Genomic DNA, 23,524 nt, shown 5'->3' with positions numbered 1-23,524 from the left:
TGAGGTCACGCCCCAGCGGCGCCCCAAGTAACTCCGGGTTGTTAGCACGATCAAAACAGGCAAAAACACTGCGCTGAATCACCTGCCAACCGCAGGCAGAAATCGCTGGCGCGCTCTTACGTGCGTTACGGCAACTCCTCCCCCATCAAACTTCCAGTCGATTCGCCAGCCGCTGCAGCGAGTACCCGTTCAAACGGACGACGCCTGCGATGATGAGGATGATGATCGCCGAGGCGGTGTTGATTCCGATGAAGTGTTCGATGTTGGGCCCGGGGCCGAGGGGGGCGAAGACGGGGATTTCGGCAAACGTGGCGGCGGCAATAAACACGAGTGACAGCCCGATTGCCGGAATGGTCCAGCGCTGCATCAGCACGGCGACCACCAGGGGGAACATCATCACCACGCCTGCAATGCCGAGCAGCACGAATGCATAGACTTCGCCACCGGCGGTGATGTCGATGTTAGCCACGATCACGCGGCCGATCCCGAGCAAGACTCCGACGATCGCCATCGTAATGAACAGATCGCGAATTCCGAAACGAATCGAGCTGGCTTCGGTTTGCGTGGGGAGATCGTCCCGGTATCGCAGTTGAAATCCAAAGCCGACGTAAAGCGACCACAGCGGAACCTGCGTTAGCAGCCACTGCACCAACATCAGAACTCCCACGACGAATACACCATTTCGCGGGCCGGAATGGATCGAAATGTTGAAGCCGACGGCAACTAACAGAAACACGATCCAAACCATTGAAAGGGGAATCCGCCAGATCATTCGCCCCGGACCAAAGGCAGTCCAGGTAGCGGCAAGCGTGGCACATCCCGACAACGTTCCGAGAAAGTAGCCCAAAGGCACGATACCGCGAGGCTCGACAGAGACCACCGAAATCCAGTGGATCACGACCAACAAACTGACCCAGACATAGACTCGCTCACGTGCCAGCAAGATCCCACCCCTCGTAGAAAAGACAAACGCCCACCAATCGCGGCGCGTTAGCGTATTGTAAGCGGAAGAGTCAGGCAATTACCATTCGCTGCGGCGGGAAAGAAGCGTTCGTTTCAAGGGGCCGTTTCTGCGGATGCTAATTCGTGTTGCCGATTCGCGGTGCCGCATTCTACATTGGATGATCACGACCGATCGACGCTTCCGCGAATCGTACCGTATTCAGAGACATCTTCGTCGGAGAAACTGTTCCATGAATCGCCATCATTCCCTGAACTTGCCCATCGCAAATCACGCCGCATGGCTACCAATCTTTCTGCTGGCACTCGGTATCGTTGCTTACACGGCGAGTTCCGCTTACGCGTTGATCAGTATCGGAACGCTCAGCAAGCCCCAGGCCAAAGACAAGTACGGCATCACCATGCATGCCCGGAAGAACGGTGATGCTGGCATCCAGGTTTGGCTCGAGTTCAAACAAGAAGGCTGGCTCGAGAAGTTCACCTACGCCGAACTTCGCGTGCAAGACGAGTACGGCAAGCATCTGGTCTCTGCCAAGCTGGAACCTCGTCCAGTGAAACATGGCCAACCGGATGAGATGACCAGCGTATCTTTCTCCGCCGCCCCCGATCAGCTCAAGAACTGCAGCTTCCTAGTCGTCTGCTACAACAGCAACGAAGGGGACGTCGGCTACTACTTGCACGTGAAAGACTTTCTCGACTTGAACCATTGGGTTAAGGAGAAGTAGAGGAAAGTGAACGCAGCCGTGGAGCCCTCGCGATCGTCGCAACGCATGGCCGCAGGAATGGCGTTCGATTATCTTAGAGGGTTGCTGCTACCGCCCCCTCGATGCGAGCCCCACCATGCCTCAGCCACTTCCTACCCTTGTTTTGCTTACCTTCACGATCTTGTTGAACACCAACACAGCGAACGCGGAACCGCCTAACCCACCTGACATCGCCGTGGCAACTTCCGTGGCGGAAGCAAGAGCCAGGGCGATGCTGCTTCACGAAACGATCCACGGAACACTTCAGGTCGTCCATCGCGATTTCTTCCTGGAAGACGAATCGCGTGTCATTCCTTCGGCTTCGCTGGAAGACGTATTCGAGTCATTAGAAGAGACCTTCCACGTACAGCTAAAATGGCTGGTCGTCGAAACTGATGTGGTAAACACCGATCACCAAGCGGAAGACGCGTTCGAGAAAGATGCCGTCAAGGCGCTTGCCCAGCGAAAACCTTACTGGGAAGCGACCACCAACGAGCAGTACCGCTTTGCTGGCCCAATCCGCCTGGCTTCGCAGTGCCTGAAATGTCATGTGCGAAACCGAAAGGACACCAAAGCTCGCACCGCCGGGCTGATCATCACCATGCCGATTTCACGAGACGTTCCCCAGCCGGCAACGCCTCGTGATATCCCGTAGAACAGCGTCCGGCGTTGTGTGACTCTTCCGCCTGATAGAAACCGTTTCATGCGACGTATCTCGACCATCTTTACGATCTGCTTTTTCGCTCTTTGCCTGGGCTGTTTCGGCTCGAACGTGGAGCATGGATTGGTTCGTTTCGACATGTCCACCGACGGGCGAAAGGTGGTGTTCTCGTCGGCCGCTGGCGATCTGTTCTTACTTGTTTTAGGCACGAACCAGGTCACACAGCTCACCGAAACCGATCGCGTCGAAACGTCTCCTTCGTTCTCGCCGGACGGTACGCAGGTTGTGTTTGCTCGGTCGTACGACGACGGGCTTTCGTTCCATCTATTCAACCTCGATTTGGCAACGCAGACCACCACACAATTGACCGACACCCCGCAGACGACCGATACCTATCCCCGGTTTGGGCCCGATGGGAAGGAGATCGTCTTTTTTCGTGGGCACTTGCTTCGTAACTACTCGATGGGAGGCAAGACATGGGACGATTGGGACGTGTACGTGATGGAAGCCGACGGCACCAACGTTCGGCGGCTAACCAACGAACAATACCGTTCGCCCGGCTGTGTTGTGCAGCGGGCCGGTAAAGCGGTGATCTTCGCGGCGACCACCAACACCAGTGAACTCGCCGAGCAGTTGCTCATCTGTTCTCCTGATTCTGAACCAACCGTACGTGAACCAACATCAAAGGAGGCGAAGCATTCGCAAGATCTGCTGATCCGCGATCCAAACTTAAGCCCGGACGGAACGCGTTTTCTCTATCTCGCAGGCTGGAACCTTCGTTACAAATTTGACATCTCGGTCGAAACCAGCGGCGGGAAGCCAGCGATCTATCCGATCGAACATTCCCACATAACGCGTATGCCTGACTTGGCGGATGACAACAACACATTGCTCTTTCTCCGCCAGGTCGATAGCAACGCCGGGAGCCGGCCGATTTACGCCTTGTGGAAACTAACACTCGCCGACGGCAAGCTCTCGGAAGTCGCCTCAGACCAGCTGTTCACCGAGCCGCAAGCCTGGAAACCAAGTCCGCCCGACGCGTCTTCTAACCCGAGCCTAAGAGCTGCGATGCCGGATAAGAGCTGATGTATTAGACCCGCCCCGGTTGGACCGGCTGGGTTGCCATCTCATTCGACGATGGCCAAGTGTCTCACATCGATGTCCAGCAGTGATGCGAACTCTTATACGACGGCAGTCAACGGCCTTGGCAACAGCGACGGAAGGAGCCCAGGAATCACTTGGAGGCTTCTGTTTCCTTAATCTGACTCCGGCCGATCCAGCGTGCTAGTTTTGCAGCCAAACGGTTTGGACGCTACGGGATTATCGGTACAACTCTTCAACGAGAATTATGCCGTCCTGGCGTCTTCTTTTTGCTCGTAAATTCTCGATACGGCGAACGATTCCGCGGTCACAATCGCCATCACGACCGTTCGTCCTTGGCACGGTTTTCGCCTTAACCAAGTTCCATCTCATCGATCGCCGCGTGGACGTGAGTCCTTATCGGAGAGAGCTTTTCTCATCGAATCGTGACTCGGGTCCGCACAGGCCAATCACCCCGAAACCCCAAATAAGGAGCAGTCAAATGGTTCATAAATCGCTTGACTATACGAAGGACGAATTGAGTACCTGGGAACGCGTGAAGAAGGCGTTTGCCAACGATTGGGAACAAACCAAGGCTGACTTCGGCATCGAAGGCAACCGCGACATGGACCAAGACGTTGACGACACCGTCAAGCAAATGGCCGGTTCGGATGATGCGTTCGAGAATCGCGAACAAGCATTCCGGTTCGGCTATATTGCCCAACACCGCTATCAGTCAAAGTACCCGAAATGGAACAACGAACTGGACGAACGTCTGCGTTCCGAATACGACGGCGACTACGATACCGATCGACCTTATGTGCGCCACGCTTATGGATACCACGGCGGTATCTAAGCCGCGCACACCTTCGGCGCTAAACCGTTTTGGTTTGCGCGGCTGAAGGGAGAGAAGCCGCAGGCCGCGTCCTGCGGCTTTTCTTCATTATGATCACCAATCACCACTTGAAGCCTGCGCCAGCAAGCTAGTAGGGGCGACCAATGGAAGCCCCGGATTCGCGGCAAATCGGCCCATTACCACGTTGGATTACGGGCGTAAGCACCAATAGGTATCGCTTAAAAGATGATTGTTCTACCCCAAGCTTGGCGGTTATCCTGAAGAAGTCAGTCCCCGTTATCAGGACAACTTCCAATGGTAAGCGAAACCTATATTTATCGCCGCCGATTTCCTCTCGTGGTGATTGTGAGCGCCTGTTTTCTTTTTACGGTCATTCTCATCCTCGATTGGCTGGCAGTTCTCCATTTCGGTTGGTTTCAGCACGCGCCGTGGCTATCGTTCAGCCTCTTGCTTTTCCTGGGACTGTCAGGATTGTGGGTATTTTACATGTTGGCGAATGCCTCGTTTCCTGTCATCACAATTAACGGCAACGAAGCGACATTTATCCGTAACAATTTACCCTCGTGCGGTACCACCATTTCCCTCGAATCCATTCAAACAGTTACCGCCGTATGGCAACCTGATACGGTTCCCAGTTTTTTGGTTTTACAAGTTAAGAACATCGACTCGACTCAACTTCGCTCCAATGTCTGGACGAAGACCCGCGGAAACCAACTCTACTTCGAGTGTTCGAACCTTTCGCTCACAGCGCGACAAATCGCTGTAATCTTTCAGCAGCGCATCTCTGCCCAATCAGGATCCGCGAGTTCCGTCGTAAATTGAAATCGGCTGCTGGCCACATCATAATTGACGCCTTATTGGTATCACTCCGCCAGCGATCATGCGAGAACACCATGCCGGCCAAGAAATGGGAACATCCCGAACTCGGTTCTTTTCGTTGCGAACGTGACTATGGCGAAACGCGTTGGATCGGCACAGTCGAACTGCCTGCATTTTCAGTCTTTCGCTTTCGCGGCACGCGTCCATTTCGCGGTACAAAACGCATCGAACTAGCCTTCGAATCGTTCGCCGATGAAGAGGAGATGTTCGTCCCTTCGAAGGTTATGGCCCGGCTCGCGCTAAAGATCGTTACCAATCAAGAGAAGCTTGCCAAGAAGATCAAACAGGCTTACTTCGACGAATTGTGGGGGAAGGGGCCCAAATCTGGAATGTGGTGGCATGGCGATGAAGAGGCACGGCAGTATTGTGCCGACGTGCTGCAGAAGAGAGTCAAGCGGACGACCATCGCCTCGCCGGACGATTTTGAATTGCTGCTGGGAGAACCTTCGATTCAAATCACGGACGACGAAGAATCCCCCAAGCAATTCGCGAGAATTTCATTTGGTTCCGCCTTCGAAGACGAGCATGGCACCGAAGCCCTGACCGATGGAACGAAGATCGTTGGGATTGGCTACGAAGGGGAAGCCTCGCTCTTTCGCGGATCATAAGTAAGTGCTTCTCGATCGCGTGACGATTTACCACAAGATCTAACGCATCCGTCCCTTCCAGCCGGTACGATGATTCCTAAGCCGTGCGTTACGCACGAACAGTGGATGTAATCGCGGCCCCGCGATCTTATGTGCCGAGTCGATTCGGAAGTAGTGAACCCTGTTGTTCGCAACCGCAGCTGTCGTTTCCCTCTTCTTGTCTGCCGGAGCGACGTCGCGTTGGATCTCGAAGTAGTCGCGTAGTTCCAGAAACTTTACGATCTCGCTGGCGACTTGGTCAGGATGTCGCAGAAAGAAATCGTGACCACCGTCGATCTCTGCTTTCTGCAACCAGGGCGTTCCGTCCGCGCGATGGTAACCCGAGCGATAGAAGAATTCCGTCTCGCGATACTCGTTGACCACGCCATCGCTGCGAAAGATATAGTCCGTCGGACTGGTCAGCAGGAGGTTGGGTTGTTCGTTATGCTTTTGTAACCGGAAGAATCGCAGCACATAACGCAGTGTTAACTGCAAATAAGCGGCGAAAGGAGAATGCTTCAAGTGCCGACAGCATCCTTTTACCGTGCTGCTGCCGGCGTGCTCGTCGAAAAAGACTCGGCGAACCTCTTCCGAACGCCTGACGAGCGAAAGGACGCTCAGTGTCAGGATCGCCCGCGTCATGCCGAACGGTCGTCGCAAGAGCAAACGAACGAAAACGCCAGTCGCCCCCTGAACAGGAATCGGCGCCATCAATACCGTGGGCCGGCGAAGTTCGGGGTAGCGTTCTTGCATCTGTTCACCGATCGCCGCCCCCATCGAATGAAAGACATACGACGTGACCTCGTATTCAGGATAGGCCTCCTGAAATGAACGGATTGCAGCCGCCATGCCTTCGACGTATGAACCTAGTCCAATGCAATTTCGCCAACGACTGTCCTCCGACTGCTGATCGATCATCAGCACATGGACGCCCCGTTCGTTCAACTGCTTAATCAACGCCAGAAAGTGGGCCCAGCTATGTAGAATGCCATGATGCATGGCGACCACACGCCGATTCGCTCCTGCTTTCTCAGCTCGGTGAAATGAACATGTCACCGCGAGCCCTGTACCAGCTTCGACTGGTACTAAATCGATTGCTACCATTTGCCACACCCCCTGTGATAGAACGATCTCAAGCTAAGGGGAAAACAAAACGATGTCCAGAAAGAACTAAGCCAAGAATTGAATTTGCAATCGCTCGGTAAACTTCATCTTCCGCTCATCAGCGAACGCTGATTTATCGTGGCCAGATCCAACTCACAAATTCGATGTCCGAAAGAACTGATCAATGGAAAAGTAGCGCAACCAAGGGTTGCACCAATGGAGGCGGATTCTCCATTGGCAAAGCAACCCGTCGTAAGGAAGGACATCCAATGGCTTAACCGGTTCTCGCAAACACCTCTCGTCTGGGCGATCGCGTTTACCTCTTTGGTCGAGGACGTTTTTTTTCTCACAATTGCGCAAGTGGTGCGTTACTCGGCTGCTTCCGGGAGCATCAACACAGCCCCGATCCAGAAACAAATCGCGCCTTGCAGCGTGAAGGTAACCGCAACCGTCGACATCCAGTCCACTTCGCCCCCAGGCAGTACCAGGGCGAACACCGCCGAGACCATAAAGCCGACGCATCCCAACAGATTCGCGAACACCACCCACCACGTAATGCTCGCCGGTTGCCACGTCCACCAGCGGTGGGCAACTTCGATGAATGCCAGATAGCCGGAAGCCAGAAACAAGACCGACCCGACGAAGTTCGGCAGCCAGACGATTAGTTCACTTTGCCACCACGCCAAGCCTGGCAACATCGCGTCGAACGTATTGAAGTTGAACAGCACCGTGCCAGGGAACTGCAGCGCACAGCTCAGCCAGCCAATCTTGTGTGGTTTCCAGCCGAACCATTTCCAGCGGCTTTGGTCGAAATCTGGCTCACCCGGTGCTGGGTCGGCATTGGCAGCTTGGAACAGTTGGAGGTAAGCGGCAGTGGTGAAGGGGATCGAGCCCAGAAAATAGATCGCGTTTACCTGCATCGAAGAAAGCGAAACGGCCTCCGCTAGGGCAGGCCAAAGTATCAGCACACTGGCCGCGGCGAACAAGGTCGACCCGAACGCAAACGCCACTCCGATCCACCAGTTCAGTTGCCCTGGCTGCCATAGCTGAGCCAGAAACAACCTTCCAAAGTGGACAACACTTCGCACCTCCCGCAATACCAACCGCTTGCGATGATGCCGCGAATGCCAATGCCACAGCTCGCCCCCAGCGCGGCGTAGTAGTCGATGCGAGACAAATGGCCAAACGCCGTCCGCCTCTAAACATTCATCCTGATTCGATCGTTCGTCAGTCTGCATGTCGCTCGATTGTCGACATCTGGCCGGCGATCGCAACCCAGGCAGCGGACTCGAAATGATGTCCGTATTGAATTCAATACACACTTACCAATAGGCGAACCCAGTATCTCCGGCGATGAAGAGCCCCATGACGCTCAGAGGAATCAGCGCGACACACATCAGAATCGACGGTAGGGAACACTTTGAACGGATGGTAGCAATACATCCAAAGATTGCCATGAAGAACGCACCAACCCAGTACAATGCGGGAACATAAAAGAAGGTGACATCGTAGTCATCCCAGATTTGTGTTTGGATTTCACTATCGTCCCATTCCGGATAATGCCAGACATCTCGCGTATTCTCGGCCCACACCGAGAATACGAACAGCTGAAAAAACAGCATCATCAGCGATAGCCCCAGCAAGAACGAGACCGCGCATTCGACGGCACGCTGTCCGGGCGTGAAAGCGGGCTGTTCTCCCTTTGCATCTTCAACAACCTCTACTGGTGAGGCAAAGGGGTGCTTCGGATTTAACTCGTTCATCAAAACGCCTTCTACGTCTCGGTCTGCACACGCTTGGTGTCGTGCCTATCTTAATTCCTTAACGATCCGAGTGCTCTTCCTGACGGTCTTGCTCACGCACTTGCTTGGAGCCGCAGATGACATCGCATGAGAAGAGCACCGCCAGTTCGCTGACGAACGGCAGGAAGAAGGCAAGCACCAAAAGGATGCCTGCCGGGATGGTCGACAGATGGAGCCATCGCGACAAAGGAATCGACAACAGGGCTGCCGCCATCATGAATCCAATTCGGCTGAGGCATCCCATAGTGGTCATGCGTGGTCTCTATCGCGCTGGTTGGCGAATCGCCCCTTCAAGCAGGTTGTTGAAGAGGCTGGTCCTGTTTTCCATTGAAGTTGATCGACTCGATCAACACTGCAAAATGCTTCGTCCCTCACCCTAGCCCTCTCCCCGCAGGGGCGAGGCGACCAGAGAAGAGCGCGAAGCGAATAGGGGCCTCTACCGGCAACTCGCCACTGAAAACTTCAAACTAAAAACTAGCGCTGCTCCAGGGAGAGGGCTAGGGTGAGGGGCGGAGCACGTAGCGGTAACCAATATTCATTCTTTACTGAATTACTTCAAACTACCCCCAAGATATCGCATACTGCCACGAGGTTACCCGCCACAATTGGATTCCGACGCCGATCAGCAACATGATCAGCAGAAAGTGCCAAATCCGGATGGGATAATTCTTGTCTTGGAAAAATATTGCCAGGATTGCCAGGCACGTGCTGGCTATCTGAACGCCTCCCAGCCAAAGCAGGGCTTGGGTGACCGGGTCCACGCGAAATTGAATTAAAAGATCGTTCGGACTCCACATGTGGTCGTAAGCATCAAAAACAGGCGACCCCTTACCCGTCAACCACGAAGTCCACGTACTTTCTTCAAGAAACCAGATCAGTAGCCCCCAGTACATCCAAAGCAGAATCACCATGACTCCGCTTTGCCATAACCGCATTGTTTTCGTTTGAAGACTTCCAACAAAGAGGGCGAGCACCACAGCGGAAACTATCGCCAGCGCAGCAAAAAACGGATCCCAGGCCAGTGAGCGGACAACCCATCCGACTCCCGAGTCACTGGCAACTTCAATCCGCGGTCCTCCCAGAAACCAAGTCAACTGCTGCGCAAGGATCGCCACCGCCAGGACCACTTGGACACACAAAACCAACCCAAGTATTCCCGTCAAACGTCGAGGCCCGGTGATCCCTTGCTCAGTCAAGTTACGAACCTGCATCACCACTTTTCTGTAATGAGTTGCCGGTGGTTACCTTTGCGTGCTGCTCCCCCTCACCCTAACCCTCTCCCCGCAGGGGCGAGGGGACAGGATTTGGTGGTTAGCAAGCTCCAGCATACCAACATCTCTTCAATGAAAACTTCAAACTGGAAGCCATCAATGATGAAACCCAGACGCTTCCTCTTCCGTCAGGCTTGTCTGCACCGGGTGTCCTTCGAAGTGCTCCAAGGCCCGTCGCATATCTTCCAATAGTAGCAACGCCAGGTCGCGGCTGACGCCGTGCCGGACAAGGATGCGCTGGATAACGAGGTCTTGGCGGTCGGCCGGCAAGCTATAGGCCGGCACTTGCCAACCTCGAGCCCGCAACCGGTCCGCATAGTCATACAGTGAGAAGCCAGGGTCTGTACCTTCTTTTAGTTTCCAGCACAACGCTGGGATACCGCCGTCCATCTCGCCGCCGTACAAAATCTCGAACGGTCCCAGCTTGGCAATTTCTTTGGCCAGGAATTGGGCCGTCTCGTAACAGGCATGATGGATCTTGTGATATCCTTCCTTCCCCAGACGCAGGAAGTTGTAATACTGACACACGACCTGACCGCCAGGCCGCGAGAAGTTCAAGGCGATATCCCGCATGTTGCCGCCCAAGTAATTCACCCAGAAGACCAACTCTTCCGGCAAATCAGCTTCGTCACGCCAGATCACCCACCCCACACCGAGCGGCGAAAGGCCGAACTTGTGGCCCGAGGCGTTGATCGACTTCACGCGTGGCAATCGGAAATCCCACGCGATCTCTGGCGCGCAGAACGGTGCCAGAAATCCGCCACTGGCCCCGTCGACATGAATCGGGATATCGATGCCGGTCTCTTTCTCATACTTGTCAAGCGCTTCGGCAACGGCCTGGACCGGTTCGTACTGGCACGTGAATGTCACGCCTAACGTCGGCACAACGCCGATCGTGTTTTCATCGCATCGCTTGATGACTTCCTCAGGCGTCATGATCAGGCGATCGCCTTCCAGCGGAATCTCGCGCAGTTCGATATCCCAATAGCGGGCAAACTTATGCCAGCAGATCTGAACTGGGCCGGTGATCAGGTTCGGCTTGTCGATTGGCTTGCCATCTTTCTTTCGCTTGGCTTCCCAGCGGCGTTTCATCCCCATGCCGCCAAGCATTGCGGCTTCGCTGGAACCAGTCGTCGAGCAGCCGACCGAATTCACTTCGTCCGGAGCATTCCATAAGTCAGCCAACATCCGCACACACCGGGCTTCGATCTCGGCGGTCTGCGGATACTCGTCCTTGTCGATCATGTTCTTGTCGAGGCATTCGTCCATCAACTGATGAATCTCGTCCTCAACCCACGTCTGGCAAAACGTCGCCAGGTTTTGACGCGAGTTGCCATCAAGCATCAGCTCGTCATGAATGGCCGAATAGACGTGCCGCGGATCCCGTTCGGCATGCGGAAACTGCGACTTCGGCAGCCCTCGTCGAAGATCCTTCGAGGCATAGATATCGTCGTCCACAATCTCCCGCGCGGACTTCTTGGAATGCAACGTCATGATAGCTCCCTCTCTTAGAATAAGAATTGAGAAGCTTCATGATAGCGGAAGCGGCGTCCCCGTTGGGGCTTGCTACTTGGAAGTTTTCCGTGTTCCGTTTTCAGTAGAGATATGACGTCGGACGATTGCGCGGCTCCCTAGCGAACCGCATCCTCAATCACACCCAGAAGCGACAACTCACCGCTGGCATCTTGGCCCAACTCCCAGATCATCACGCCGGCCAGACCTTTTTTTTTGGCGAAGGCGACCTTCTGCTGCACCATCTGCGGGCCATTGAATGCATAACCATCGACTAAAGAAGTATCCTTGCTGAACGTTGGTCGCTCGATCAGCTGCGCATAGGTACGCGTCTTGCGATCTTTGTTTCGTCCGTAGAAAGGCATTCCTAGTGCGATCTTTTCCGCTGGGCAGCCATCTTCCATCAATCGCTGGACATCTATCTGCGACTTCTCCATCGTCGCTTGCGGAAAGCCATGATCGTACGACATCAGATGGACACGATCGATCGCGTCGTAGCACGCCTTACCAAGCGGTTGCCAACTTGCCTGGGCGATGGTGACCAGCCAACCATGCTCGGCGAATTTACTCTTCGTTTCGGTCAGCAATTGGGCGAGCGCTTTGATTTGGGCGGCGTCTTCAGGATGTTCCCAGTCGTAATCGACGCCATCGAAACCGTTCTCCTGGCAGTAAGCCGCGATCTGCTGCACGAACTCCTTTCGCAGCTCGGGATCGGCCGACATTTTGGCGAAACCGCTCGACTTGCCCCAGCCGCCGACACAAAACAATACGCGACAGCCCGACTTTTGCTTTGCTTCTTGAACCGCGGCTCGATGCGATGCCGAGATTTTCGATGCATTGAACTTCCCATCTGGCGAAACCGAATAGCCAAACAATATCACATCGGTCACCGGTCCCACTTCGCCTGACCACTCAGCGATCCGATAATTCGGCAGGTAGCCCGCCACGACCCAATCGGCATCATCCGCCCGAAGTTGAGCTGACAGAATCGTGCAGAAAAGCAAAGCGGCAATCGATAGGCGGGCAAGCATAGCCGGGTGATCTCAAGCGAGGGCAGGGCGGGGAAGAAGTTGATTCGATGCTATCGGGATTGTGGACACCGTACAAGGTTGTCACGCCCAATAGAATCAGTAAATAACGCCCTATTTTGCTTTGCGCTTCGCCAGGTTTTCATCAGCTAGAGTCAATGCGTCGTCTTCACGTGGGGCATGAAAGTAAAGCTTCTTCTGCGGATCGCGACTATCGATCATCCGGGTTTTCTCGGGCACTTGTAAATGAACTTCCTGATCGCCCAGCTGGATGTTGTATTCAGCTTTTTCAATCAGGAACGCTTCAAACGTCCGGACTTTGTCGTCGAGGACCGTGATATTGAAGCCGTAGGTCGGCATCACAATTTCGCCGGGATAGGTCGTAAGCCCACCACGAACCATGTAGTTCGTCGCTGGCGTCCCGATAACCCACTGCGTCATGACATTCGATTGCGTATCGAAGGAAAAGAACAACGGTAACTTTTCCGTCCGACCAATCGTCACCGTGCCAGTGGAGTTCGCAGGAATCACTTTCCAGCGGTCCCCCGGGTCGGCAAAGACCGGGCGAAGAAATGTAAGCGACTTGATCACACGTTTGGCAGGCTGATCTTTCGATTCAATCTCCGCTTGCTGAAGCCCGTTCTCGTTCCAGTAATACGTTCGATGATCCGCATGGGTGGCGAAGTCATTGCTTATCTCGCTTTGGGGAAACGTGCGTCGATTCCGAATCGATTCTCCTTGCTGAACCAGCAGTACCTCACTCCATTGATCGCCGCCGGTGAGCTCTTCGACTACCTTCTGAAACGCTTTCCGCGACGACGGCAGATCTTCGATCTCCATCGCGCGACGCAGTTTTTCGATGGCTGCGTCGACCTTTGGTCCCGATAGCTGCTCTCGCGCACCACCATTACGGTACTTGAAAACAACGCGGGCCGATTGAATCTCGTGAGCCTGTCTTCGCCCAGCGACATCGATCGCTTCCAGCAGATCACGATCCGCTTGTTGTGCCAGCAGAGCAGGGGAGTCGATACCGATCAGGACAATCGCAAGTGACCAGAATATGCCCACACGGGAACTTGGCTTCATCATTCACCCCAACCTCAACCAAACGCGTATCCAGTCACCTTCGACGTCCCATCTAATATGAGGATTCTATGAACTTCGATCAACAAAATTGATCACCCGGGAAATCGCATTCGTTTCCGACAAACAGCCAATTTATTCCCTGTGAGACGGTAACAATCTTGGCAGCTAGGGGTTATCTTAAGGATCGGCCACGGCCAGCGCGCACTCACCGGTGTATGGCAAAGATCTCTCAAAATGGCCGCTAACGCTGCCTGCCACAAGACTGGTGTATATGACATTATTGCACATATCAACACAAGGCACCACGATCCATGTATCGTAAGTGCGTAATACTTGCATTAACCATAGCGGACATGTGCATTGCGGCAGCACCCATTCCTAATCTATGGGTGGGTGTTCGATTAGCCTGGATATTGTATTGGCTCATGGTGGCATGTTCTCTGGCGAGCTTGCTTACTGATTATCACTGGTTAAAGTACGTGATTGGCCTAAGCGTCGCCGGGGCAGGGGCAATTCTGATGTTCCTATTCTCCGGGTACGACATATTCAATGATTCATATAATTTTGGACTAAACCACGCAAGCAACAGTTTTGGTGCCATGCTGCCATCTTGGACCCTTCTTTCGTGTTTGGCGGTGCACTGCACTCGCATGGCAACTGCCATGATAGACAAAGACAATAACTTCAGTTCACAACATTTATTAGTAGTAACATGCCTGTCATGCATTCAGCATGCACTAGTTGTTTTGGTTTTGACACTTCCTTATTGGTGGTCCGTCCCACCAGCAACCTCTCAGGTCGGTGTTTCCCTAAGTCAATTGTGTGGACCAACTGAGCGCGGGAGATTCACATTTGCACTGACGATGGCCGCTTCCGATTCTCTTGCCATGTCTACCTCGATTGTGATGGCTATCGTAAATCGCGTGCTTGTTATTTCGTCCGCGTTACCACTTGGGAATACCAAGCCAAGTGATTTAAGAGCCAGTGGTCAGCACGGCCAGCGCGCACTTTAGTAAATCTACGGTAGCGCGTTCAATCTCTTTCTGCGATGACAATGCTTTTCCAAGTCCGTGTCTCACGCCGTAGGGAAGAGCCGATGCCTCGCCAGGTTGATCAGGATGATGTCGTTTCGACTCGACTACTTTCAAGAACTGGACGATCCGCGTTGCCATATCAATCGCAAACAATTACTAGGCGATCTGTTGGTCATCTGCGTGTTGGCGGTGATCGTCGAGAAGGTAACCGACGGCGAAGGGGACTTCGTGCTGGCCCTCAAAGGGAATCAGGAAACGCTGCACGATCACGTTCGCAACTACATCGTAACGCACATGGAAAATGATTTCGCGGACGTTACTGATATCCGCGCCCGTAATCCAACATGATAATTGGCCGATTTGTCACGAATCCGGGGCTTCCGTTGGTTGCCCCTATTAGATTGCTGGCGCAGACTTTAATAAAGCCCAGAAGCACGAAGAAGAATCGCGTGGGCATGGGCAAAGTCGACAAGTTGGTTTACTATCAGATGAGATGGCCGAAGCAGTTGCCTGGCCGCGATCGTTGGCCAGGCGTGCGAACGATCGGCGTGGCCGTTCGGATGAGCGAAGAAAACGGACGACATACGAGTGATACACGATATTATATAAGCTCGTTACGACTGGGCGTGAAGCAATTCGCCTCGGCCGTTCGCGGTCACTGGGGGATCGAAAACACGTTGCACTGGTCGCTCGACGTGACGTTCCGAGAAGACGACAGTCGCGTCAGAAACCGTTACGCGGCCGAGAACCTCGCATGGCTCAAACGGATGGCGATCAGCTTGATCAAACAGCAGAAAAGCAAGGAAAGCATCGTGATGCGAAGACGCATGGCAGGCTGGAACGTGAACTTCCTCGCGGAAATCATTGGTCTGCCAACGGGTTAGTGTGCGTTAGCCGTGGCTATCCACCTCACTGACAGATACATATACCGTCGCATATATCACAGGCAGTGTCTCTAAGACATCTGGGCTGGGTGTTGTCGCAGATGTAGCACATCTTCTGGGGCTTATTTTTAACTATCGTGCACTGAAGACGGCATATCACCTTATGATACATGTAGAAGTTAACACTCAGTTGACATGATACCAGGTATGGTTGTTAGATCCCGAGTTTACAGCTATCGAAAGGCAGGCATTTTATGCCCAATAGACGCGATTGCGAACAACTTATTCGCATCGACTAGGATGTGCTTTCGGCTTGGAGGATACGAATGGCGAAGCGTGATGCTGTACCTCATGTTGTTTATGCAAAGGCATTTAGCTGTGTGTTTATCATGGCGTCATTTATATTGTGCATTTTATTTATTTCGATGCTATATCATAAGCAGGGCGTCGATGGTAATTGCAGGCGTGCACTGCATGACGATTTTCACAAAATAGCCTCAGCAGTCAGTAGTTATGACAAGGACCACTTTGACCTGCAGTGGAATCGCGTCTCAGAGACCGAAAAGATTGGTAGGTTAGTCGAAATCTTGGTGGATGAGGGGTATTTAAGTCGTGCATGGTGCTCTTCTCGTTGCTGGGACTTGGTAGATGGCATTGATCCCTGGGGAACTCCTGTTCAGATTTACAAGAGGAGTGACAAGGAGTGGGTGATATGCAGCTTTGGAAGTAATAGAACTGATAATGATGGAAATGGAGATGATATTCGCGTACTGGTATTTCGGTTATATGAAGTGCCGTAATGCGCACGGCCATCGCCCCCCACGGCCAGCGCGCACTTTAGGCAATCTACGGTAGCGCGTTCAATCTCTTTCTGCGATGATAATGCTTTTCCAAGTCCGTGTCTCACGCCGTAGGGAAGAGCCGATGCCTCGCCAGGTTGATCAGGATGATGTCGTTTCGACTCGACTACTTTCAAGAACTGGACGATCCGCGTTGCCATATCAATCGCAAACAATTACTAGGCGATCTGTTGGTCATCTGCGTGTTGGCGGTGATCGCCGAGAAGGTAATCGACGGCGCAGGAGACTTCGTGCTGGCCCTCAAAGGGAATCAGGAAACGCTGCACGATCACGTTCGCAACTACATCGTAACGCACATGGAAAATGATTTCGCGGACGTTACTGATATCCGCGCCCGTAATCCAACATGATAATTGGCCGATTTGTCACGAATCCGGGGCTTCCGTTGGTTGCCCCTATTAGATTGCTGGCGCAGACTTTAATAAAGCCCAGAAGCACGAAGAAGAATCGCGTGGGCATGGGCGAGTCGACAAGTTGGTTTACTATCAGATGAGCTGGCCGAAGCAGTTGCCTGGCCGCGATCGTTGGCAAGGCGTGCGAACGATCGGCGTGGCCGTTCGGATGAGCGAAGAAAACGGACGACATACCAGTGATACACGATATTATATAAGCTCGTTACGACTGGGCGTGAAGCAATTCGCCTCGGCCGTTCGCGGTCACTGGGGGATCGAAAACACGTTGCACTGGTCGCTCGACGTGACGTTCCGCGAAGACGACAGTCGCGTCAGAAACCGCTACGCGGCCGAGAACCTGGCATGGCTCAAACGGATGGCGATCAGCTTGATCAAGCAGCAGAAAAGCAAGGAAAGCATCGTGATGCGAAGACGCATGGCTGGCTGGAACGTGAACTTCCTCGCAGAAATCATTGGCCTGCCAACGGGTTAGTGTGCATTAGCCGTGGGTAAAGAGCTCAGAAGCTCTAGAATTCCCTCGTGTGTTGTACCTTCACCTGAAATATAAACTATCATCAAATTAGGCATTCCGTGCAATTGCTTGATGCCATTATCGCCGATGGCAGTATGGAAGGCTTCCAAGCGTTGGAGCTTGCGCAGTTGACTGATCGAAATACCGGCACGATCGTCCAATCGCTCGCACGTATTTAAACTTAGTGTTTGAAGCTCACGCAAGTGTGTTAACTCTTTTAGTCCTTGATGCGAAATCGGATTGTAGTCAAGCGATAAGTGTTTTAGAAAGCTCATGGCGCCAATTTTGATCATATGATCGTCCGTAATACCACAACAATTTAGGGTAAGGTTTTCTAGCTGGCTTTCCTCTGCAAGGCTATTTAGCCCTTGTGACGAAACTTTGCCTGCGGCATTGATGACGAGGGACTTCAGAGCAGGGAGTTTCGAAATTATCTCGATGGCTTGGTCGTCGATGGGAATGATATCTTGATTGCGGCTTGCTGGGTGGGCCGCGCCAAGCAGCGGTGAATCGAGATCGAACGGTTGGGATGACATTATCGGAAGTGGCACCCCAACAACGATTTTTTCAATGTCTTGGCAGTGATGTAAGTCCTTCCAAACATTAGGTTTCAAAATCCCTCCCCACGAAATTGACGGCCCAGACGGTTCACTACTGCACTTCAGTTCGATCGAATGCCAGTTGTTATTGTGAACGCAATTGATCTCTAAACAAGAGGGACCAAATGTTGAAAGGACACCAGTCGTTGTCACGTTTGTTTCTCTAAGCGTTAACGACTTCAAAATCATTCCGTTAAACGGTGTAACAAGCCCCAGGTCTCCGATTGGAACCGAGTTTATTTCCAGATATTCAAGCGTATTCGCTAACAGCAAGCCTTTCATCTGATCATCACTCATCAAGCCGCGATTTACTTCTAACTTTAATAGGGTCGGATGTCCGATCAAGGAATTGGCCCATAGAGTTCCCTTAGGGGTTTCAAGCATCAAATGTCTAACGTGTATCGAATCTTGCAGGTACTTTGCTCCCACTTCGGTGATGTTTTCACAGAAAATCGTTTCAATTTCGGAAATGGGCAGTGATGCAAGATGACGGAGGCCTACGTCGTCGACAGGGGCCTATCCAATGTCGAGTTTATTTAACGTTGGGATATCGCAAAGTAGCTCGAGATCCTGATTATTAACGCTATGCCATTCAACAGCGACGATACTCTGAAAATAGCGACTATCGAAACTCGCATGAATCCACGATGGCCCCCAAGTTTCCCATGTGACATTTCCATCACGTCTCGTGATTTGCGCTGCTAAGTCGCATTGGCTGTCTACCCATTTCATGTGCCAACGCCATAGTCCTAAGCACGTAGCAATCAATGCACAGAAAGCTAGCATTGCACGAAGGCCGAATTTATGAGTACAACATCGCATCAAAATTGTCTTCACTAGCGCAGGAATTGATGTCGGAACAAGCCTCACGGCGATTGCGCCATGATGGGTAATTTGCGACAATCTGGCAAGTGCTTCTTGGGAAAGAAAAGGGGTCAGGATTGAATGGCACGAGCTTAATCTCTAACTCGTTGTAGCCTCCTGGATCCTGATCGACTTTCGGGCTGACTGCAGTAGCTCGGTACGGTTTCGGGCCGCGTTTGATCTGGCGTGATTCTTTGCGATTAGAGCGATTGCCTACCGTCAACTTGGCGATTGTTCGCAGCAAGCATTCCCACTGTTCGCAATAGCGGCCAGAGCGTCGACTAAGGTAGGCCGCGAACTCTTCGCTCGCTTGCAGGGATCCGGTAAAACTTAGCCTGTTCGGACGGCGTTGGGATTTGAGTGCCGACCCGATCATGGCCGCGCCGACAATGTTGTAGCCGATTAAGTGGCAATGGATTTCTTTGCGAACCATCGCGCGACGCAGTTTTTCGATGGCTGCGTCGACCTTTGGTCCCGATAGTTGCTCTCGCGCACCACCATTACGGTACTTGAAAACAACGCGGGCCGATTGAATCTCGTGAGCCTGTCTTCGCCCCGCCACTTCGATCGCTTCCAACAGATCACGATCCGCTTGTTGTGCCAGCAGAGCAGGGGAGTCGGTACCGATCAGGACAATCGCAAGTGACCAGAATATGCCCACACGGGAACTTGGCTTCATCATTCACCCCAACCTCAACCAAACGCGTATCCAGTCACCTTCGACGGCCCATCTAATATGAGGATTCTATGAACTTCGATCAACAAAATTGATCACCCGTGAAATCGCATTCGTTTCTGGCAAACCGCCAATTTATTCCCTGTGAAACGGTAACAATCTTGGCAGCTAGGGGTTATCTTAAGGATCGGCGGCGGCTGATCTGTCTTTTCAAATTGACTTCTCTTCCTACAATCAGTTTCCATCGACCGAAAATACCACATACGAACTTAATCTCAGCGAAATGAGATTCTCATAAGGTTACTGACAAACTATTAGCTGGCTTTTCTGGATCACTCGGGTCGAATCGATCTCTTCTCTTCTAAGGAATGGTGCTCTCATGAGTTCCCCAGCACGACGCGTCGCTACCGATCGGAAACAGGCATTCACACTGGTTGAATTGTTGGTGGTGATTGCCATCATTGGTGTCTTGATCTCGCTGCTGTTGCCGGCGGTTCAGCAAGCTCGCGAGGCTGCCCGGCGGATGCAGTGCTCGAACAACTGCAAGCAGCTTGGCCTGGCGTTCCACAACTACCACGACACATTCGGTTCGTTCCCTTTCAGCTGGAACTTTACCGCCGACATGAACGCTTCGAGTTGGGGCATTCAGATCTTGCCGTTCCTGGAGCAAGGCAACCTCTCCGACGCAATCGATCCGAAGGTTCCTGCATTCAACGAAGCAACCTCGCTGGGCTACCCGGCCGCCTCGGTCAACTCGAACATGGCTGCGATCGCCACACCGGTCAACGTGTTCATGTGCCCCTCCGCCCCCGAAGCGGAGAAGCATGATTACTTAATCCCCCAAGGAGCGATGGCCAGTGGAATTCCACCGCTGGACTTAACCTGGACGGCAGCCCGCAGCGACTACAGTGCGACCTCCGGCGTATTCGGTGATTTCTCGACGCTGGCTTACTCAGGCGTTGGTCAAAGTGATCGCAGTGGCGCGCTGGTGAATACCGGTTACGGAGCCGCTGGCAAAGCGTCTCGCATGGCCGATATCCAGGACGGCACATCCAATACTTACCTGATCGGCGAACGCCTGGGTGGATCAAACGTGTATAAGAAACGCCAGATCGATGCCACACTGACCTCCTTACTCGGCTCGACGCAGGGTGGTGCTTGGGGTGACGTGCTCAACGGCGAACAATGGGTGAAAGGTTCGCTGTACGATGGTTCGTACACCTCCGGCGGTGGCCCGTGTGCGATCAATTGCTCGAACATTCGCTCACGAGGTTTCCTTTCGATGCATCCTGGTGGGGCAGAATTCTTGATGGCCGATGGCTCGGCACAATTCATTTCGTCGAACGTCGCCGCGCACACGTTCGCCTCGCAGATCACCGCCAAGAACGGCGAAGTCATCGCGAACAACTAACCGCAAGGAAGGGACACGCATGAGTCGACGACGGCTACTTTGTTTTGTCGGCCTGGCGATACTGTCGTCCGGCCTCGGGTGTACTGCCAACGAGCACCAATACTACGCCAAGCCCACCACCAAAGTCACCGGCACCGTAACCGTCGACGGCCAACCGCCAGGCAGCCCGATCGTGATCGAATGTCATCCTGAAGGAGGTCTCGACGCCGAGCATCCTTCCATCACCCAGGCCCTGACCACGCCGGAAGGAACCTTCGCTTTCTCCACCTACGAAGAAGGAGACGGCATCCCAGCCGGTAAATACCAGATCACCTTCTTCTGGGGCAAATTCAACCCCGTCTCCGCCAGCTTCGTCGGCCCCGACAAACTAAAAAACCGCTACGCTAAGCCAGACAAAACCCCCATCACCCTCGACGTTAGCGGCGATCAACCAATCGACATGGGCGTGATCGCATTAACCACGAAGTAGAATGCTCCTATCTGGCAAGCAGTAGAGCCTCGGGCAATCCTGGTCGAATGGCGGTCTGATAATAGTAAGTTTTCCAAGGGGGTAGCAAAGCGAAAGGACTACAATGAATCGCATTTGTATCGTGTCGTAGGCCACCGTGCAGCACGAGAATTCGTGCGACTTTCTTTCCAGAACTCACGGAGATAAGCTCCTGAGATCCGAAAATGCCAACTGGATCAAGTTGGGGGTGAACGTCAAAGGCTTGGTTTACTGGCTCAGATGTCGGTCGTTTTGCCCGGATCGATCAATGATTTGGACGACGAGACATCCTTAAGGGATTTACCTTTGCGATAAAACTGCCGAACCGCTTTGCTCCCTCCACGGTGAGGTGAGTTTGATCAATGATAAGAGGGTCGCCCTCTTCGGTCATCAGATTGAATGCCATCCTACCCGCGTTAGATGAAGGGTCAATCTCAAACATGCGATAAACGTCTACGAATGGAATGCCACGTTGTATCGTGACTTTTTGGACTTGGAGCGAGGCGTCTTTGCTTCGGATATGAATGTTTTGTGCGAAGAAGTCAGGCCAATCTTCTCTTGGAATGTTGCGGCTCGAAATCGCAAAAAAAAGAGAGTTGATCTCGTTAAATGAAGCGTTGCCAAAAACCACCACATCGGCACCACCGCACCAATCAAGTAGGGTCTCCAGATTTTCAGCACTACCCAATTGCCAACCGCAGGAGATTAGAATTATGTCTGGCGATTCAACTTGAATACGCTTAAGAAATTCTTCTGCCTCTTTACGGCATTTACCGCCGGAAAGTGATTGCGAATTTTTGAGCGTGGAAAAGCACAGATCGTCTAGACGCTGGTAGCGAAACTCTGTCTGAGGAAAAGAGCTCTCATTGAGCTTTAGCGAAACATACAGATCCTCTCCTCGTGAATCGCCTACCACTAATACGCGTTCTTGCGAGTTGTTACCCGAGAATTGCTCAGCTGATTCCGCCAAGATTTCTTTCCAAGCCTTATGTCTTTCACGGGAAAGCTGAGCCAAGCGTTCGTCAAAATCGCGAAACAATGGCCCGGCTTGATTGTATTTCATTTTCGCAAATCCATCGGTTCGATCCCCGATCAATCCTAGTACACAAACCGAAACAATCGGCAATGCGCAGTAAACGGCAAGCTGCTTTCGCGAAACGAGCTCCTTATTCCGAAATGGTTTTTCAATGTAACGCCAACTGAGATAACCAAGTCCGATCGAAACAATTACCAATGCGATGAAGAGCCCCAAAGGAGGTTCGCTAATGTAATAAACCCGCACGGCCGCAAATAGAGGGTGATGCCATAGATAGGTACTGTAACTGATGAGCCCCAGTCCAACGAACAATGGGCTTCCCAACACCTTACCGGTGAGATTGTTAGGAGACGCACAGTAAATTGCCATTGCGGCGCCTAGCGTAGCGGGGATTGCTAACAGGCCAGGAAAGGGCATTTCTGCAGTAAGTTGATTAATCGATATGATCATCAACAAAGCGCCCAGTCCCGCTCCTAACTCCCACTGAAACCCCGACCGCTGCTTAAACCTAGGCAGAAAACTCAAAAGAGCCCCAATCATCAATTCCCAAGCTCTACCCAAGGGCAAAAAGAAACTTGCGGCCGGATCGTAGTTGAGTTGTGCCTGGGCCAATGCGAAACTGGCGACTCCCAACAACACGATTAACGGTATCAGTGCCTTACGAAGCCAATAATGCACAATCACCAGAAAGACAGGAAAGATAAAATAGTACTGTTCCTCAACCGCTAGACTCCAAGTGTGCAGCAACGGGCTCAGCTCGCTGTTCGGTTCAAAGTAGCCACTTTTGAGATAGAAGAAGATGTTCGCGCAAAAGACGGAAACAGCGACGAGACTTTGCGAAAAGTCCTGCAACTGGCTTGGCATCATCATGTAGTACGACACGGGAATCGTAGCGAATATCATGCAATAAAGCGCTGGCAGGATTCGACGTGCTCGTCGTTCATAGAAGCTCGTGATCGAGAACGAACTTTGCCTAAGATCCCGCATGATGATACCGGTGATCAGATATCCGCTGATCACAAAAAAGATATCAACACCGACGAATCCGCCACTGAAACCAGGAGCACCAGCGTGAAACAACAGAACTGCAACCACGGCCACGGCTCTTAAGCCATCAATTTCGCGTTGGTATTCCATGGAG

Annotated in this window: 21 protein-coding genes and 4 pseudogenes; 13 read left to right on the top strand and 12 right to left on the bottom strand. The window is 52.7% G+C overall.

Annotated features, from left to right (window positions below; all coding sequences use genetic code 11):
• Positions 1-145 precede the first annotated feature (145 nt).
• Positions 146-1,021: a hypothetical protein gene (locus tag C5Y83_RS04485; RefSeq protein WP_146117625.1), complete on the bottom strand. Its 876-nt coding sequence runs from the start codon at positions 1,019-1,021 to the stop codon at positions 146-148.
• Positions 1,022-1,193: 172 nt separating this feature from the next.
• On the opposite strand from C5Y83_RS04485, the gene C5Y83_RS04480 reads away from it, so the two are divergent.
• From C5Y83_RS04480 to C5Y83_RS04455, 6 genes are all read left to right on the top strand, one after another.
• Positions 1,194-1,685, top strand: a complete 492-nt coding sequence (locus C5Y83_RS04480; protein WP_105328461.1) for a hypothetical protein — start codon at positions 1,194-1,196, stop codon at positions 1,683-1,685.
• A 115-nt stretch (positions 1,686-1,800) separates the two neighbouring features.
• On the top strand, positions 1,801-2,358 hold the full coding sequence (locus C5Y83_RS04475; protein WP_105328460.1) for a DUF3365 domain-containing protein: 558 nt from the start codon (positions 1,801-1,803) through the stop codon (positions 2,356-2,358).
• Between the two features lie 48 nt (positions 2,359-2,406).
• The gene (locus tag C5Y83_RS04470; RefSeq protein WP_105328459.1) at positions 2,407-3,450 is read left to right on the top strand and encodes a TolB family protein; all 1,044 of its coding nucleotides are present in this window, start codon (positions 2,407-2,409) and stop codon (positions 3,448-3,450) included.
• Between the two features lie 496 nt (positions 3,451-3,946).
• A complete protein-coding gene (locus tag C5Y83_RS04465) occupies positions 3,947-4,300 on the top strand; it encodes a hypothetical protein (RefSeq protein ID WP_105328458.1) in 354 nt (117 codons plus the stop codon).
• 294 nt (positions 4,301-4,594) lie between these two features.
• A complete protein-coding gene (locus C5Y83_RS04460; RefSeq protein ID WP_105328457.1) occupies positions 4,595-5,122 on the top strand; it encodes a hypothetical protein in 528 nt (175 codons plus the stop codon).
• A gap of 71 nt (positions 5,123-5,193) precedes the next feature.
• A complete protein-coding gene (locus tag C5Y83_RS04455; RefSeq protein ID WP_105328456.1) occupies positions 5,194-5,787 on the top strand; it encodes a hypothetical protein in 594 nt (197 codons plus the stop codon).
• Between the two features lie 39 nt (positions 5,788-5,826).
• On the opposite strand, the gene C5Y83_RS04450 is transcribed toward C5Y83_RS04455, so the two are convergent.
• The 8 genes from C5Y83_RS04450 to C5Y83_RS04415 all read right to left on the bottom strand — a co-directional run bounded on the left by C5Y83_RS04450 (position 5,827) and on the right by C5Y83_RS04415 (position 13,611).
• Positions 5,827-6,909 (bottom strand): alpha/beta fold hydrolase, encoded by a 1,083-nt coding sequence (locus C5Y83_RS04450; protein ID WP_105328455.1) that lies wholly within the window; start codon positions 6,907-6,909, stop codon positions 5,827-5,829.
• Positions 6,910-7,277: 368 nt separating this feature from the next.
• Complete coding sequence (locus C5Y83_RS04445) at positions 7,278-8,147, bottom strand: hypothetical protein (protein ID WP_105329116.1); 870 nt, start codon at positions 8,145-8,147, stop codon at positions 7,278-7,280.
• A gap of 84 nt (positions 8,148-8,231) precedes the next feature.
• Positions 8,232-8,672 (bottom strand): hypothetical protein, encoded by a 441-nt coding sequence (locus tag C5Y83_RS04440; protein ID WP_105328454.1) that lies wholly within the window; start codon positions 8,670-8,672, stop codon positions 8,232-8,234.
• A 58-nt stretch (positions 8,673-8,730) separates the two neighbouring features.
• Entirely contained in the window at positions 8,731-8,964 is a 234-nt protein-coding gene (locus C5Y83_RS04435; RefSeq protein ID WP_146117624.1) for a hypothetical protein, read from the bottom strand.
• A 307-nt stretch (positions 8,965-9,271) separates the two neighbouring features.
• A complete protein-coding gene (locus tag C5Y83_RS04430) occupies positions 9,272-9,922 on the bottom strand; it encodes a hypothetical protein (protein ID WP_105328452.1) in 651 nt (216 codons plus the stop codon).
• A gap of 156 nt (positions 9,923-10,078) precedes the next feature.
• Positions 10,079-11,476 (bottom strand): glutamate decarboxylase, encoded by a 1,398-nt coding sequence (locus C5Y83_RS04425; RefSeq protein ID WP_105328451.1) that lies wholly within the window; start codon positions 11,474-11,476, stop codon positions 10,079-10,081.
• Between the two features lie 137 nt (positions 11,477-11,613).
• Positions 11,614-12,525: a glycoside hydrolase family 18 protein gene (locus C5Y83_RS04420; protein WP_105328450.1), complete on the bottom strand. Its 912-nt coding sequence runs from the start codon at positions 12,523-12,525 to the stop codon at positions 11,614-11,616.
• Positions 12,526-12,636: 111 nt separating this feature from the next.
• Complete coding sequence (locus tag C5Y83_RS04415) at positions 12,637-13,611, bottom strand: hypothetical protein (RefSeq protein WP_105328449.1); 975 nt, start codon at positions 13,609-13,611, stop codon at positions 12,637-12,639.
• Positions 13,612-14,840: 1,229 nt separating this feature from the next.
• Between C5Y83_RS04415 and C5Y83_RS30130 the strand changes: the two are divergent.
• The 5 genes and pseudogenes from C5Y83_RS30130 to C5Y83_RS04390 all read left to right on the top strand — a co-directional run.
• A pseudogene (locus tag C5Y83_RS30130) lies at positions 14,841-14,960 on the top strand (ISAs1 family transposase); the annotation flags it as partial.
• Between the two features lie 103 nt (positions 14,961-15,063).
• Positions 15,064-15,526: pseudogene (locus tag C5Y83_RS04405) on the top strand (ISAs1 family transposase); the annotation flags it as partial.
• Positions 15,527-15,852: 326 nt separating this feature from the next.
• Positions 15,853-16,326, top strand: a complete 474-nt coding sequence (locus C5Y83_RS04400; protein ID WP_105328448.1) for a hypothetical protein — start codon at positions 15,853-15,855, stop codon at positions 16,324-16,326.
• A 254-nt stretch (positions 16,327-16,580) separates the two neighbouring features.
• A pseudogene (locus C5Y83_RS30125) lies at positions 16,581-16,706 on the top strand (ISAs1 family transposase); the annotation flags it as partial.
• A gap of 103 nt (positions 16,707-16,809) precedes the next feature.
• Positions 16,810-17,271 (top strand): annotated as a pseudogene (locus C5Y83_RS04390) (ISAs1 family transposase); the annotation flags it as partial.
• On the opposite strand, the gene C5Y83_RS04385 reads toward C5Y83_RS04390, so the two are convergent.
• On the bottom strand, positions 17,268-18,293 hold the full coding sequence (locus tag C5Y83_RS04385; protein WP_105328447.1) for a hypothetical protein: 1,026 nt from the start codon (positions 18,291-18,293) through the stop codon (positions 17,268-17,270). The pseudogene C5Y83_RS04390 and the gene C5Y83_RS04385 overlap by 4 nt on opposite strands.
• A 418-nt stretch (positions 18,294-18,711) precedes the next feature.
• A complete protein-coding gene (locus tag C5Y83_RS04380; protein WP_105328446.1) occupies positions 18,712-19,455 on the bottom strand; it encodes a hypothetical protein in 744 nt (247 codons plus the stop codon).
• A gap of 373 nt (positions 19,456-19,828) precedes the next feature.
• Between C5Y83_RS04380 and C5Y83_RS04375 the strand changes: the two genes are divergently transcribed.
• Positions 19,829-20,860 (top strand): DUF1559 domain-containing protein, encoded by a 1,032-nt coding sequence (locus C5Y83_RS04375; RefSeq protein WP_105328445.1) that lies wholly within the window; start codon positions 19,829-19,831, stop codon positions 20,858-20,860.
• Between the two features lie 19 nt (positions 20,861-20,879).
• Positions 20,880-21,329 (top strand): hypothetical protein, encoded by a 450-nt coding sequence (locus tag C5Y83_RS04370; RefSeq protein WP_105328444.1) that lies wholly within the window; start codon positions 20,880-20,882, stop codon positions 21,327-21,329.
• Between the two features lie 283 nt (positions 21,330-21,612).
• Here the strand turns inward: C5Y83_RS04370 and C5Y83_RS04365 are convergent, their stop codons facing one another.
• Complete coding sequence (locus tag C5Y83_RS04365) at positions 21,613-23,520, bottom strand: acyltransferase family protein (protein WP_105328443.1); 1,908 nt, start codon at positions 23,518-23,520, stop codon at positions 21,613-21,615.
• Positions 23,521-23,524 lie beyond the last annotated feature (4 nt).

It is taken from the genome of Blastopirellula marina, assembly GCF_002967765.1.
In the GTDB taxonomy this organism is placed as follows: Bacteria; Planctomycetota; Planctomycetia; order Pirellulales; family Pirellulaceae; genus Bremerella; species Bremerella marina_A.
Note: the sequence above shows the minus strand (reverse complement) of the source record. Positions and strands in the feature narration are given on the sequence as shown.